The sequence below is a fragment of the Streptomyces sp. NRRL F-2664 genome, assembly GCF_000719345.1.
Lineage (GTDB): Bacteria > Actinomycetota > Actinomycetes > Streptomycetales > Streptomycetaceae > Streptomyces.
Genome location: NZ_JOFX01000009.1, coordinates 24,269 through 38,886, shown reverse-complemented (window position 1 = coordinate 38,886; position 14,618 = coordinate 24,269). Strand labels below are relative to the sequence as shown.

Genomic DNA, 14,618 nt, shown 5'->3' with positions numbered 1-14,618 from the left:
ACCGTTCTTCCGCCATTTCTGCGGGTGGTTGCGGCTGCTAGCGTGAGTCGGGACCGGCAATTGCATGCGAACGAAACACACATGTTCGTTCTCCGAGGGGGATTTCCGCAATGACCAGCGGTATTGATGATCTGCCGACCTCCATATCGGCGCCCGTCACCGGCTCGACGAAACGCCCGCCCGGTCTGCGGCTGCCCGCGGTCGTCCAGACCCTGTTGTTCGCCCAGTACCGGCACCGGCTGTTCCCGCTGCTGAAGCGGCGGCACGGGGACGTCTTCACGCTCCGGCTGACGACGCCGACGCGTCACCTGGTGATCCTCACCCGGCAGGAGGACATCAAGACGGTCTTCGGCGGTCCGGTGGAGGTCCTGCACGCGGGCGAGGGCAACGCGATCATGGGGCCGGCCCTCGGAGAGCACTCGGTGCTCCTGACCGACGAGGCCGAGCACCGCAGGTCCCGCCGGCTGCTGATGCCCGCCTTCACGGGCGCGGCGCTCGCCGGCTACCAGGACATGGTCGGCGGGCTGACGCGGGCGGAGGTGGAGAGCTGGCCCGAGGGGACGGTGTTCAGCGCCCACGAGCGGATGCAGGCACTGACCCTGGAGGTCATCCTCCAGGTGGTGTTCGGGGTGACCGACGAAGCCCGGTTGACGCGGATGCGGCCGCTCGTGCGCGGCATCGCGGACATCGGTCCGGTCACCCTGCTCGGGCTGCCCTACCCGCTGCTGCAGCGCTTCGGGCCGTGGCGCCGCCACATCGGGCTGCAGCGCGGGCTGGACGAGCTGCTGTACGCGGAGATCGCCGACCGGCGCCGGGCCGCCGACCTGCACAGCCGGACCGACGTGCTGTCGCGGCTGCTCCAGGCCGCGGAGAACGAGGAGGGCGGCGGGTTCAGCGACGCGGAGCTGCGCGACCAGCTGATCACGCTCCTCCTCGCCGGGCACGAGACCACCGCGACGGGTCTGGCCTGGGCCCTGCACGAGCTGGTCCGCCGGCCCGAACAGCTGCGCCGGGCGCAGCGCGCGGCGGACGAGGGCGACGACGCGTACCTCACGGCCGTCGCCAAGGAGGCGCTGCGGCTCAAGCCGGTGGTGTACGAGGTGGCCAGGCAGCTCACCCGGCCGCTCACGGTCGGCGGTTACCGGCTGCCCGCCGGAGTGACGGTGATGCCGGCCATCGGCATGGTGCAGTCGGACCCGGCCTACCACGACCGGCCGGACGAGTTCCGTCCCGAGCGCTTCCTCGACGGCCAGCCGCCGGCCCACACGTGGATCCCCTTCGGCGGCGGCGCCCGCCGCTGCATCGGCGCCGGCTTCGCGCTGCTGGAGGCGACCGTGGCGCTGCGCGAGGTGCTCCAGCGGTTCGAGATCCGGCCCGACCGGCCGGCTCCGGAGCAGCAGAAGGCCCACCACGTGACGCTGATCCCCTCCCGGGGTGCCCGCCTGGTGGTGAGCCGCCGCCGCTGAGCGGCCGGTTCCGCGCTGCGGCCGCCCCGCACCGGGGGCGGCCGCAGCCGGTGTCAGCGGGCGACTTCCGCCAGAGGGTGCAGGCTGCCCGTCAGGTACCGCTCCCGGCACAGGCCGCGCTGGACCTTGCCGGAGGAGGTGCGCGGTATCGCGCCCTTGTCCAGGGCCACCACCTTGTCGGGGGCGTGGCCCAGGTGCTCGCGCAGCCGCTGCATCACCCGGGCGGCCACCTCCTGATGGTCCTCCACGTCCTTGGCGGACTCGAAGGCCACGACCATGCGTTCGGTGTCCGGCACGGCGAAGGCCGCGCACACGGGCCGTACGCCCTCCACCTTGGCGGCCACGTGCTCGTAGTCCTCGGGGTACAGGTTGCGGCCGGAGACGATGATCATGTCCTTGATCCGGCCGCAGACGACGACCCCGCCGTCCTCGGTCCGGTAGCCGAGGTCACCGGTGTGCAGTCGTCCGTCGCGCAGGACGGCGGCGGTCGCCTCCGGGTCCTGCCAGTAGCCCTGCATCAGGGAAGGGCTCTGCACGCAGATCTCCCCCACCTCCCGCTCGCCCAGCGGCTTGCCGTCCGGATCCCGGATCTCGACGCGGACGCCGGGAACCGGGGGGCCGCAGACCGCCAGTGCGCGGGCGTCCGGGGCGTCGGCGGGCACGGGGCGGGCGAGTCCGCCCGCCTGCAGGCCGTCGCGGGAGACGTGGTCCCAGACCAGCGGCCGCTTCGCCTCCCCCATGGCGACGGCCAGGGTCGCCTCGGCCATTCCGTACATCGGGGTCATCGCCTGCGGCCGCAGGCCGTACACGGCGCCGGCCTCGGCGAACTGCTCCAGGGTGCCGGCGCGGATCGGCTCGGCGCCGTCCCCGCACACCTCCAGCTTCGACAGGTCGAGGTCGCGCGGGCGCAGCCGCATGCCCTGGGCGGCGAGGCCGTAGGCGAAGTTCGGGGCGACCGTGCTCGTGGCCCCGAACCGGGACAGCGCGTCCACCCACGAGTCGGGGCTCGCCAGGAAGTCCTCCGGCGGCTGCAGGACCAGCCTGATCCCGTAGGACATGCCGGCGAGCACGGAGATCAGGCCCATGTCGTGGTACAGCGGCAGCCAGCTCACGTGCACACTGCGGTCCCGCTCCAGTTCGAGGCGCTCGCAGCAGACGGCGGCGTTGGTGAGCATCTGCCGGTGGGTGAGAGCGACCGCGCGGGCCAGGCCCGTGGTGCCCGAGGTGAACTGCAGGTACGCGAGGTCGTCGGGCCGGGTCTCGACCGGACCGCTGATCTCCTCACGCTCCGCCGCCAGGTCACCGCAGGTCAGTACGGGGCGGTCGCCCGTGATCCGGCCCGTCACGAAGTCGCCGAAGGCGTCGGCCACCACCACGCAGCGCGCGTCCACGTGGTCGAGGCGGCGGTTGACCTCGGCGACGAACTCCGGCAGGTCCGACAGCCGGTGCGGAAGCGGCAGGATGACGGGCACGGCGCCCGCCCGCCAGGCACCGAACAGGCTGAGCAGGAAGCCCGGCGAGGTCGAGGAGACGATCGCGACGCGGTCGCCCCTGGTGACGCCCGCCCTGACCAGCCCGCCGGCCACCCGCCGCGCTCCGGCGGCGAGCAGCGCGTAGGGCAGCGGGGTCCGGTCGAGCCTGCGGTTCACGACGGTGATGCCGCGGGGGGTGGTGGCGGATCGTTCCAGGGCTTCCGGCACGGTCACCGCGCCGAACATGTCCTCGGGACGCGGGTGGTCCATGGTCTTCTCTTCCCCGTTCATCCGGCGCTCCGCGCCAGTGCGTGCAGTTCGTCGACGAAGCGGTCGGCCAGGGCCCGCACCGTCGCTTCCGTGTGCAGGTTGCTGCTGTAGGTCCACACCAGGCGCAAGGTGCCGTCCGAGGCCATCGCCATCAGGTCGAGGGTCCGCGTGCGGTGGCCGAGGTCGCTGCGGTGGTGGCCGAAGGAGTCCACGACGGGGCGGGCGTCGCCGGTGAAGTACTCGCTGACGTCGCCCCAGTAGTTGAAGCCGATCTCCGGGACGGGGACCTGGGCCATCCGGGCCCGTACCCCCGGATCGGGGTGGAGGTGGCGCAGGAGCCCGTAGCCCACGCCGTGGTGGGGCATCTCCCGGATCCGGTCGCGCACGTCGGCGAGTTCGCCGGGGCGCAGGACCAGCGGGGACAGCGTGGAGAAGCGGGCGACCGTACGGGAGATGTCCAGCGGGCCGAAGGCGGTCTGCCGGCCGTGCCCCTCGATCTCGACGACCAGTTCCGGCTGTCCGGTCCAGGCGGTGACGGCGCGGGCCAGGGCGGTCAGCAGGACCTCGCGGATCTCGACCCCGAGCCGCCGCGGCAGACCGGTCGTCACGGCGGCGGCGGTCTCGCCGGTGACCTCCGTGAAGAGGCGGACGGCGGAGGCCTGGCTGTTGGGGCCGAGGCGGTGATCGACGGGCAGCGGTGGCGGCGCGAGGTCGGCGAGGGCGCTCCAGTAGGGCAGTTCCGCGGCGACCTGCGCGCTCGCGGCGTGCGCGCGGAGCTGCTCGACGGCCTGCGGCAGCGAGGCGGTCTTGGGCGGCAGGTGCGGTTCGTCGCCCCGCTCGACGGCGGCGTAGGCGGTGCGCAGGTCCTCGTAGAACACGCGGGAGGAGTAGTAGTCCATGACCAGCCAGTGGGCACTGACCAGCAGCCGGGGCCGGCGCTCGGGGCCCAGGTCGAACTGGGTGAGCTGCACGGTCGTGCCGTCGGCCAGGTCGAGGGCGCTGTTGCGGAGCGCGACGTGCCGGGCGATCTCGGCCTCCAGGTCGGCGTCCGCGACAGCGGTGAGGTCGACCTCCGCGACCTGGGAGCCGGCCGGCGGCTGCCGGGGAGGCAGTTCGGCGTAGGGGCCGTGCTCGTCCGTGCGGAACCGGGCCCGCAGCCCGTCGTGGTGGTCGAGCACGGTGGCGAGTGCCCGCAGCAGCGCGTCCGGGTCCAGCCGCCGGTCCAGCTCGAAGACCGGCCACATGCCGTTCCAGTGGTCGGCGGCGGCGAAGTCCTGCTCGAAGAACCACAGCTGGCTCGGCGACAGGCCGGCGCGGCCGGTGACCTCCGACTGGTCCTGGACGGCGGCGGGCCGGTCGGTGGCGCAGCCGGCCTGCTCGGCGATGGTCGGCCGGGCGAAGAAGTCGGTGAGGGTGAGGTGCAGTCCCTGCTCGGCCGCCTTGGCCACGGCGCGTACGCCGAGGAGGGAGTCCCCGCCGAGTGCGTAGAAGTTGTCGTGGCGGCCGATGCGCTCCACGGGGAGTACGGCGGCCCATGCGCGGGCCAGGGCCTCCTCGACGACGGTGGCGGGCGGTTCGTGCTCCTCGGAAGCGGCCTCCGGCACCGGCAGGGCACGCCGGTCGAGCTTTCCGTTGGCCCCCGTGGGCAGCCGGTCCAGCGTGATGACGACGGAGGGGACCATGTACGGGGGCAGCTTGGCGGCGAGGTGGTCGCGCAGTTCCTCCCCTGCGAGGTCGGCCCCGCTCTCGGGCACCGCGTAGGCGATCAGCCTCCTGCCGTCCTGCGCCACGACGACGGCGGCGCGGACCCCGGGGTGTCCGCCGAGGACGGCCTCGATCTCGCCGAGCTCGATGCGGTGACCGCCGATCTTGACCTGGAAGTCGTCCCGGCCGAGGAGTTCGAGGGTGCCGTCGGGCAGGTAGCGGCCGAGGTCACCGGTCCGGTAGAGCCGTTCGCCGGTGGCCGGGTGGACGATGAACTGCGCGGCGGTGCGCTCGGGGTCGCCCCAGTAGCCCCGGGCCACGCCCACGCCTCCGATGTGGAGGTCGCCGGTGACGTGGTCCGGCTTGTCGGTGAGGTCGGCGTCCAGGACGTGGAAGGTCTGGTTGCGCAGCGGGGTGCCGTACGGGATGCTGCGCCACTCCGGGTCGACGGCCCCGATCGGGTGCCAGATGGACCAGATCGACGCCTCGGTGGCACCGCCCAGGCTGATCAGCTCGGGGCCGCCGGAGGAGACGGCCCGGACCCGCCCGGGCAGGCTCAGCGGGATCCAGTCGCCGCTGAGCAGCGCCGTCCGCACCGACCGCGGGAAGGCCGTGCCCCGCTGCTCGCAGTGCTCCACCAGCAGTTCCAGCAGCGGCGGGACGGTGTTCCACAGCGTCACCCGGTGCTCGTCGGCGAGGGCGGCCCAGCGTCCGGGGTCGCGGGACTCGCCGGGCGCGGGCAGCACCAGCGCCCCGCCCGCCCCGAGCACGCCGAAGATGTCGTACACCGACAGGTCGAAACTCAGCGAGGACAGGCCCAGCACCCGGTCCTCGCGGCCCACCGCGAAGCGGGTGCTGATGTCGTCGACGGTGTTCACGGCGGCCCGGTGGGTGATCATCACCCCCTTGGGGCGGCCGGTCGATCCCGAGGTGAAGATGACGTAGGCGAGGTCGTCCGGCCCGGTGGGCGCGGCCGGAGGCGGCCCGTCGGGCACGTCCCGGGCGGGCTCCCGTGCCACGGTCAGGGCGGTGACGCCGTCCGGCACGTAGGCACCGGGCTGGACGACGGCCACGCTCACCCCGCCGGCCTCCAGCAGCTGGTCGACGCGCTCGCGCGGCAGGCCGGCGTCCACGGGCAGGTAGGCGGCGCCGGAGCGGAGCACGCCCAGCACGGCGGGGACCTGTTCCCATCCCTTGTGCATCAGGACGGCGACCAGGGTGTTCGGCGCCGTGCCCAGCGCGCGCAGCCGGTGGGCGATCTCGTCGGCGCTGCGGTCGAGTTCGCCGAAGGTGAGGGTGGTCCCGGCGGTGATCACGGCGGGCGCGTCCGGCTGGGCGGCGGCCTGCCGGCCGATCGCGGCGTGCAGGAGTTCGCCGGGCTGCGGGCCCGCGGTGTCGTTCACGGACCGGCGGACGGCGAGCTGCCGCTCAGGGAGACCGACGGGTGCCGGCTGCTCCTGCTCCGCGATGCGCCCCACCAGGTCGACGTAGGCGGTGAACATGTCGTCCAGCACGCCCTCGGGGAAGACCTCCTCGACGGCGTCCCAGCTGATCAGCAGGTCGCTGCCGCGGGCCACGACCTGGTTGTCGAGGTAGACCTGGGGGGTCTGCGACACCGCGTACCCGGTCTCGAAGACCATGCCTTCGAGGGAGCCGAGACTGTCCTGTTCGCGCAGCAGGCTGGTGAAGACGACGGGCATCCGCGCCTGGGTGCCGTCTCCGCGGCGGGCCAGTTCCCGCTGCACCTCCACCCCGCTGAAGCGGGCGTGCGCGAGGTCGCGGCGCAGCTGCCGCTGGATCCTGCCGGCGGCCGCGGCCAGGTCCGGTGCGCCGGCGAGGTCGCACTCCAGCAGGATCGTGCTGGTGAAGTCGCCGATCATCCGGTCGATGTCGGCGTGCCAGCGCGGCCGGTCGGCGAAGGTCAGGTTGAGGGTGAAGCGGGAGGAGCGGCTCCAGGTGCGCAGCACCTGTGCGTAGGCGGCGCACAGCAGCACGGAAGGGGTGACGCCCAGGGTGTTCGCCCGGTCCCGGATCTGCCGCCACACCCGGCCGGGCAGCCGGCGCTCGCGGCGCACGAAGGCGGGGGCCTGGGCGTGGGCGACCGCCCGGACGGGCAGTTCGGGTGCGGGCGGCAGGGTGTCGAGGCGGTCCAGCCAGTAGGCCCGGGCCTGCTGGTGGCCGGGCTGCGCGCGGTGGGCGGCCACGCAGTCGAGGTAGTCGCGGAAGGTGGCCGCGGGTGCCGGGTCGAGGGACTCGGGGTCGAGAACCAGGCGGATCCACTCGGCCAGCAGGACCTGGATGCTGCCCGCGTCGACGAAGAGGAGGTCGATGCTGAGGTGGAGGCGCAGCCTTGCGGCGTCCAGTTGGTGGGTGCGTATGTCGTACAGGGGCCAGGTGTGCGGGTCGAAGACCTGGGCGGCCATCTCCTCGCGGGTCCGGTCGAGCCGACATCGTCCCTCGGCCTGCGGCAGCCCGCTCAGGTCGGCGTGGCGGAAGCGGTAGTACGGGACGTGCTGCGCCACCTGCTGGCGGCCGTCGGGCAGCAGCACGGCGCGCAGCATGCCGTGGCGGCCGATCAGGGTGTTGAACGCCTCTTCCACGCGGGCGTGGTCGGCGGCGAACAGGTCCACCTCGACGTAGAAGTGGGCGGAGCGCCCGCCGAGGTCGAAGCCGCGGCTGCCCAGCCAGTACGCCTGCTGGACGTCGGTGAGTTCGAAGGGCTCGTGGTCACGCCCCGGGGTGGCGACCAGCTGCGGGACGGGCCCGCCGTCGGCGGCGTGGTTGAGCAGCGCCGCCGCGAGCGTTTCGAGCGTGCAGTGGCCGAAGAAGACCTCCAGCGGCAGGTCGGTCGTGCAGGCGGTGTCGATCGCGGACTTGAGGCGTACGGCATCGAGCGAGTCGAGGACCAGGGGCTCCTGTGGAGGGACCGGTCGGTCGTAGTCGCGGTTGACCGCGGCGAGCAGGTCGCGGAGCGTGGTCAGGCCCTCGTCCCGGTCGGGAAGGGGCGCAGTGGAAGGTTCGGACATCGGTTCCCCCGTATCGGCCAGCGGGTCAGGCTGGTTCAGAGTTCTGTTGCGAACGTGTCTGCGCGGCGGCGACCCCGCGCAAGTATGTGTAAATACCACCGGTTCGGGCGATCCACGCCGTGAGGCGCGGGGACAGGGCGCTGACGACGTCCGCGACCTTCTCCATGGCGGGAGCCACGGTGATCTCCACCTTGTCCTCCCGGATGCACCTGAGGACCGCCCGGGCGACCTCCTCGGGCCCGACCCGGCCGAGCAGCGGCGGACGCCGGCCTGCCTGCCAGCCGGCGGAGATGCCGACGTCGGCGATCAGCGTCGGGTACACCGCGGACACCCCCACCCCGGTCCCCCGCAGTTCCTCGCGCAGGGACCAGGTGAAGCCGACGAGCCCGTGCTTGGCCGAGGAGTTGATCGTGGCGTAGGGGTAGGCCGTGCGCCCGCCCACGGAGCCGATGTTGACCACGTGCCCGCGCCTCGCCTCCAGCATGTCCGGGAGCACCAGCCGGGTCATGGCCTCGGCACCGAACAGGTTCACCATCAGGACACGCCGGATGCTCTCCACCGAGGCGTCCTGGAACCGGGTGATGTGCTCGATACCGGCGTTGTTGACCAGGATCCCGGCCGGCCCGAGTTCGCGGCGGACCGTTTCCACGACCCGCCGCTGCGCCGCTTCGTCGGAAATGTCGGCGGGCACCACGAGCGGCTCGGGACCGATCCGTCCGATCCTTTCCGCAGTGGCCCGCAGTCCGTCCTCGGACCGGGCGACGAGTGCCAATTGCACACCCGCCCGGGCCAATTCCTCGGCGATCCGGGGCCCGACACCGCGCGAGGCCCCTGTGACGATTCCCACAACGTTCTTCAATTCGCGCACAGGCGTCGTCCTTTGCCGAGAGGGGCGGATGTCAGCGGGTCGGCTGCAGTGCAGCACGCCTGCCGGAGAACAGCTGGATGACTACCGCGACGCAGCACAGCAGCGCCCCGGTCAGGGCCACGGAGGTGATGCCGGCGTGGTCGAGCACCGCGCCCCCGACCACCCCGGACAGGCCGATGCCCAGGTAGAGGGCGGAGGCGTTGAGCGCCAGGAGCAGCGCCCCGGCGTCCGGGGAGAGTTCGAGCAGCCGGCGCTGGACCGGAGGGTTGAACCCCCAGCTCGACACTCCCCACAGGAACAGCAGGACCGCCGCGACCGCGGTGCTGTGCACGGCGGAGAGGGCCGAGAGGGCGACCACGCTGCCGCAGACGGCCACCAGCAGCGGCATCCGGTAGCCGTACCGGTCGGCCGCGAGTCCGCCGACAACGTTGCCGACGGCGCCGCCGATACCGTAGCCGAAGAGCAGCAGGCTCAGTCCTGTGCCGTGCGCCCCGACGGTCTCGGCCAGCACGGGGGCCGCGTACGTGTACACGGTGAACACCCCGAGGGCGGCCGCGAGGGTGATCCCGAGAACGGCGACGACCCGCCTGTCGGAGGCGACCGCGACCCGCTGCCGCAGGCTCACCCGCGGCGGCGCCGCGACCTCGGGCACGGCCACTGCCACGGCCGCCGCGGACAGCGCGCACAAGCCGGCGACGAGCCAGAAGACACCGCGGAAGCCGAGCGGTCCGACGAGCAGCGTCCCGGCGGGAACGCCGACGACGGTCGCGGTCACCAGCCCGCCGAAGACCCAGGCCGCGGCGCGTGCCCGGCGTTCGGGGCCGCTCAGTTCGGCGGCGACCGCGGTGGCCGCCGGGGTGAAGACGGCGGCGCCCGCGGCCGTGACGATGCGGGCGGCCGTCAGGGTGGCGAAGTCCGGTGCCAGGGCGGCGAGCACGTTGCCCGCCGCCGCCACCAGCAGGGCAGTGATGATCAGCGGGCGGCGGCGCCACCCGCCGAGGGCCACGGCGAGCAGCGGGGAGCCGACGGCATAGGCCACGGCGAAGGAGGTGGTCAGCAGTCCCGCCGTGGACAGGGGGACGGACAGCTCCTCGCTCAGCTGCGGCAGCACACCGGTGACGACATAGCCGCTCGTTCCCACTGCGAACGCTCCGAGCGCAAGCGTGGAGACCTTGTGCAACACGAAATGAACCCCCCTGCCCCCCGGCTGGTCGGTGCCGCTCGTGATCATGGCACGGGTCGTGGAGGCCGCGCGAACCGGAGTCCGTCCCACACTCCCACAACGGAAGTTGCAGGCCAACGGAGGTTTTGCGCCAAGATCACCTCACCGGGCGCGGGCATGCGGGACCCGCCCGCCGTGGGGGGACCCCACGCTGCGGGCGGATCGCCTGCTCGGTCGGTGCGGCCGGATCACTCCCCGTCGGAGGCCGGCGGATTCGCAGATGTCACGCCCGACCGGCGCGCCTGCTCGATGTCGGCGGCGGAGGGCTTGACCCGGGTGAACTCGTCGTGGCCGAGGAAGGTCGACTTCCACTGGTCGGCGGGGGTCGTGCCGTAGCTCAGCAGCCACTGGGTGACGATGCGCTCCTGGCTGCCGCCGACGTACTGGCCGCTCCAGGTGGCGACGGAGTGGGCGTTGCGGTGGGCGTTGTGGTAGGCGACGGTCCATCCGACCGCGGTCCCCGTGCCGTCGGCGGGCGCACTGTCGTAGCGGCCGGTCATGGCGTAGCGCTTCTCGGCGTTGCCGACCGCGGACTCGTAGGTGCCGACGAACCCGCCGTTCGCGGCCCGTGTCACGACCATGACCGAGCCGAGCTGGTTGTACCAGGTGCCCAGGATGCCGGGGCGGGAGTCCGCCGAGGAAGCGGTTTCCGCGGCGTTCGCGGCCACCGTCTCCCGCGGGTCCGCGGATGCGCTCGCGGATACGGTGACGAAGGTCAGGGACAGGGCGCACAGTGCGGTCAGGACTTGGCGTAAACGCGTCACGAGATGATTTCCCCCTGTGAGGGCCGAGGGCCCGTCGGTCGCCCGCGATGGTGCGCGGTCGCGGGCGCTTTCGGGAAAAGCGTAGTGTCGTGACCGGCGGTACGCCGGGTTCCGTCCGGTGAATTGTCGGAGTTCTTGCGGAGACTCGGCGTGATGTGTTCGCCCGCCGGCCCCGGGGAATTCCGGAGGCCGGCGGTCCGCCGGCGGTCAGCGGTCGCGAACCGCGACGATGCCGTTGAAGACGCCGACGTAGGCGGTGCCGTCGGGGCCGAGGGTGATGGGCGCCCAGTTGTTGTCGTAGAGCGGGCCGGTGCCGGTCAGCTGCCGCCAGCGCCGCTCACCGGTGCGGAAGTCCACGGCGGTGAGGTACCAGCCGTCGATCCCCCAGGGATGGGGCTCCTTCTCGTAGAAGTAGATGAGCCCGTTCGCGGTGGAGAGCTTCGGGACCACGGACGGGGCGCGCACGGGGCTCTCCCAGACCGTGTCGCAGCCGCTGCCGTCGGCGCGGACGTCGATGCGGGCTGCGCCGCCCACGACGGACCTGCCCAGCAGCACGCTGGTGGGGTTCTCGTAACCGTAGTTGTTCTCGACGACGATGCTGTTGCCCCAGGTGATCAGCGAGTTGTCGGTGGTGGAGGCGCCGGAGCGGAAGACGGGCACCTTGCAGACGAGCCGGCGGTCCGCCGGGACGTCCGCGCCGCGCCGGTAGACCAGGACGTTCATCCGGTCGTCGGCGTTGTCGGTGATGGCGACGTAGCCGTCGCCGAAGAGGTCCGGCGTCGTACCCGAACCCTGGTTCACCGAGCCCGGCTTGGTGCCGGTCCCCCGGTCGTAGGTCTGGCGCCACTGCACCTCGGGGGTGCCGTCGGCGGCGGCGCGGAAGCCGTAGAGGGCGTGGTCGGAGACGATGGAGACACCGTCCTCGGCGACCGAGAAGGAGTTCTGGATCTCCTCGCCGTCCAGCCGCAGGGAGCGGATGCGCGAGGTCGCCGGGTCCACCGTGCCGACCCGGCCCTGGCGGGTCACCCACCAGATGCGGCCGTCCCAGTCGGGCATCACCGAGGTGACGGGGTCGCACGTGCCGCTGGGCCGCAGGTTGGTCCAGGTCGTGCAGTCGTGCGGGACGTGCCCGGTGAGGTCCCAGTCGTTCTCGACGGTGAACTGCCAGCTGCCGTCGGGGTTCTGCACGTGCGCGAGGCGCAGGACGTGCTGCCGGGAGTCGGCCAGGACCGCCCGGTCCCGGTCGTCGAGGTAGAAGTAGGCGCCGCCCGAGGTGTCCTTGAAGATCTTCGCGAAGTCGAGTGAGGTGATCGCCTCGACGGTGGAGGAGCGCTGCGGAAGCCGGTACTCAGCGAGGGTGGCGAGGGTGCGCGGCTCCAGGAGCTTGACCGTGAAGCCGGAGAAGGTGCCGCACACCGTGACCAGCCGGCCGCCCGCGTCGAAGGTGGCGGTGGCGCACTCGCCGCCGAGAGCCGCGATCTTCTCGCTGGTCACCCCGGGGTTCTTGCCGAGCGGCCCGGACCAGGGGGAGGTGGCGCTGCCCGCCGCGTCGGAGTGCATGCCGCTGCGGCCGTTGGGCGCGAGGTGGGGGTGCTGCGGCGGGGCCTCGCCCTGCAGCGGGGCCGCGGCCGCCGGGGCGCCTTCGTAGGGGGTGATCAGCCGGTGCCCGGGGGCCTTGGGTATCTCCTCGGCCCGGGCCGGACCGCCGCCGTGGAGCACCGTGAAGGCGACCACGGCGGGCAGGACGGCGCAGTTCAGCGCTCTTCGGAACACGGGGCTCCCCTCCTGTCGCACCAGCCTGTTGACCTCGCGTCTGACATCCGCCGCGGCCAGACGCTAGACGGCGCCGCCGGAGGAGTCCATGCACGCGCCGCACGCTTCACGAAGGCGCAACAGTCAACGGCGCACGCCCTACGGGTTGAGGGAGGAGACCGCGTTCGCGGTGGCCGTCAGGCCGCTGTGGATGGTCGCGGCCATGCTGCTGCTCGCGAGGTAGAAGCCGAGCAGGACGCAGACGAGGGCGTGGGAGAGCTTCAGCCCGCCGCTGCGCAGGAAGATCCAGGCCAGGACGAGGAGCAGGACGACCACGGAGAGGGAGAGCACCATCGAGACCTCCTGAGTCACCGTCATGGTGGCGCAACGCCGCGTGCTTCCGGGCGAACGACGTGTCCGCCGTACGGGTGTTGACCGTCCGTGACGGGCGTCAGTCCTTGACGATCTCGTCCCAGTGCAGGGTGCGCCCGCACCAGCGCCCCAGCAGCACCGGGTCGTGGCCGACCGCGAGGAGGCCGGCGCCCGTCCCGGCGCGATAGTCCTCGACGACCGCCACCAGGGCGGCCGTGGTGGAGGCGTCGAGCATCGCGGTCATCTCGTCGCAGACCAGCCAGCGCGGCCGCAGCGCCAAGGCACGGGCCAGGCAGGCGCGTTGCAGCTGGCCGTCGCTGACCTCGTGGGGGCGGCGCGCGAGCAGGTCCGCGCCGAGGCCCACCTGCTGCGCCAACTCGGCCACCCGCGCCGCCGCTTCCGTACGCCGACCGGTCGCGCGGAGGGGTTCGGCGACGAGGTCGCCGAGCCTCAGGCGGGGGTCGGCGGCGAGTCGCGGCTGCTGGAAGACGACGCCGATCGCCGTGCGCAGGCAGCGCGGGGCGCGGTGGGAGAAGCCGGTCACGACGTGGCCGTCCAGGGTCACGGTCCCCCGGTCGGGCCGGTGCAGCAGCGCGGCGACCCTGGCCAGGGTGGACTTGCCGCAGCCGCTCGGCCCGAGCAGGCCGAGGGACTGCCCCGCGTGCAGGGTGAGGTGGGCGCCCCGGACCGCGGGGGCACGGCGGTCGTATCCCGCGGTGATGTCCTTGAGCTCAAGCATGGTGGCAGGCCACCCCTTCGATGAGCGCGGGCCGCCGGGTGCGGCAGAGCGGGTCGGCGGCGGCGCAGCGGGCGGCGAAGGCGCAGCCGGGCGGGAGGGCCCCGAGCTCGGGCGGTGCTCCGGGAACGGGGGTGAAGGAGCGCTCGGGGAGGGCTTCGAGCAGGCCCCGGGCGTAGGGGTGGCGGGGGCCGGGGCGGCCGAAGAAGGCGGCGGCCGGGGCTGTTTCGACGATCCGCCCCGCGTACATGACGGCCACGGTGTCGGCGATCCGCTCGGCAGCGGACAGGTCGTGCGTGATCATCAGCAGGGCGCGGCCGTCGGCACGGGTGTGGGCGCGCAGTTCGTCGACGGTGCGCTCGACCAGGTCGCGGTCCAGGCCGGTGGTCGGTTCGTCGGCGAGGAGCAGGGGGGCGTCGCCGACGAGGGCGAGGGCGGTGGCCGCGCGCTGGGCGAGGCCGCCGGAGAGTTCGTGGGGGTGGCGGTCGAGGTGGGAGCCGGGGAATGCGGCGCGGTCTGCGGCGGCCTGCGCCGCTGCGCGCAGCGCGGTCCGCGCGGAGCGTGGGCGACGGCCGGATCCGGTGCCGGTCAGCTCGCGGGCCGTCTCCTCCAGGTGGGCGCGGACGGTGCGGACCGGGGTGAGGTGCGCCGCCGGGCTCTGCGGGACGAGAGCGACGCGCCGGCCCCGTACGGTCCGGGCCAGGGTGCGCTCGTCGGCGGCGAGGAGGTCGAGGCCGTCGGCGAGGCGGGCCGATCCGGCCGTCTCGGCATTGCCGGGGAGCAGGCCGAGGAGGGCGGAGGCGAGTACGGACTTCCCGCAGCCGCTCTCGCCGACGAGGGCGAGGCTCTCGCCGGGCGCCAGGGTGAAGCAGGCGTCGGTGACGGCCTCCACGTACCGTCCACCGGGCATGCGGAATCGGACGGAGAGCTGCTCGACGCGGAGCACGGGCGGGGCGGTGGACGGCG

Annotated in this window: 10 protein-coding genes; 1 reads left to right on the top strand and 9 read right to left on the bottom strand. The window is 73.2% G+C overall.

What is annotated here, in order from left to right; all coding sequences use genetic code 11:
* Window positions 1-110 precede the first annotated feature (110 nt).
* Window positions 111-1,466 carry a cytochrome P450 gene (locus IF89_RS0111965; RefSeq protein WP_051806991.1) on the top strand — a complete coding sequence of 452 codons (1,356 nt, stop codon included), beginning with the start codon at window positions 111-113 and terminating at the stop codon, window positions 1,464-1,466.
* A 53-nt stretch (window positions 1,467-1,519) separates the two neighbouring features.
* On the opposite strand, the gene IF89_RS0111960 is transcribed toward IF89_RS0111965, so the two are convergent.
* The 9 genes from IF89_RS0111960 to IF89_RS0111920 all read right to left on the bottom strand — a co-directional run bounded on the left by IF89_RS0111960 (window position 1,520) and on the right by IF89_RS0111920 (window position 14,562).
* A complete protein-coding gene (locus tag IF89_RS0111960) occupies window positions 1,520-3,229 on the bottom strand; it encodes an AMP-binding protein (protein WP_051806990.1) in 1,710 nt (569 codons plus the stop codon).
* Window positions 3,226-7,938 (bottom strand): non-ribosomal peptide synthetase, encoded by a 4,713-nt coding sequence (locus IF89_RS0111955; RefSeq protein WP_051806989.1) that lies wholly within the window; start codon window positions 7,936-7,938, stop codon window positions 3,226-3,228. Before IF89_RS0111955 ends, IF89_RS0111960 begins: the two co-directional genes overlap by 4 nt.
* Window positions 7,939-7,963: 25 nt before the next feature.
* Window positions 7,964-8,785 (bottom strand): SDR family NAD(P)-dependent oxidoreductase, encoded by an 822-nt coding sequence (locus IF89_RS0111950; RefSeq protein WP_234327739.1) that lies wholly within the window; start codon window positions 8,783-8,785, stop codon window positions 7,964-7,966.
* 52 nt (window positions 8,786-8,837) lie between these two features.
* A complete protein-coding gene (locus IF89_RS0111945; RefSeq protein WP_030765299.1) occupies window positions 8,838-9,989 on the bottom strand; it encodes an MFS transporter in 1,152 nt (383 codons plus the stop codon).
* Window positions 9,990-10,216: 227 nt separating this feature from the next.
* Entirely contained in the window at window positions 10,217-10,792 is a 576-nt protein-coding gene (locus tag IF89_RS40740) for a streptavidin (protein ID WP_030765296.1), read from the bottom strand.
* Window positions 10,793-10,999: 207 nt separating this feature from the next.
* Window positions 11,000-12,550, bottom strand: a complete 1,551-nt coding sequence (locus tag IF89_RS0111935) for a hypothetical protein (RefSeq protein ID WP_030765293.1) — start codon at window positions 12,548-12,550, stop codon at window positions 11,000-11,002.
* A gap of 153 nt (window positions 12,551-12,703) precedes the next feature.
* Window positions 12,704-12,898: a hypothetical protein gene (locus IF89_RS0111930; protein WP_030765290.1), complete on the bottom strand. Its 195-nt coding sequence runs from the start codon at window positions 12,896-12,898 to the stop codon at window positions 12,704-12,706.
* Window positions 12,899-12,995: 97 nt separating this feature from the next.
* A complete protein-coding gene (locus IF89_RS0111925) occupies window positions 12,996-13,655 on the bottom strand; it encodes an ABC transporter ATP-binding protein (protein ID WP_030765288.1) in 660 nt (219 codons plus the stop codon).
* Window positions 13,648-14,562 (bottom strand): ABC transporter ATP-binding protein, encoded by a 915-nt coding sequence (locus tag IF89_RS0111920; RefSeq protein ID WP_051807016.1) that lies wholly within the window; start codon window positions 14,560-14,562, stop codon window positions 13,648-13,650. Before IF89_RS0111920 ends, IF89_RS0111925 begins: the two co-directional genes overlap by 8 nt.
* Window positions 14,563-14,618: the final 56 nt, after the last annotated feature.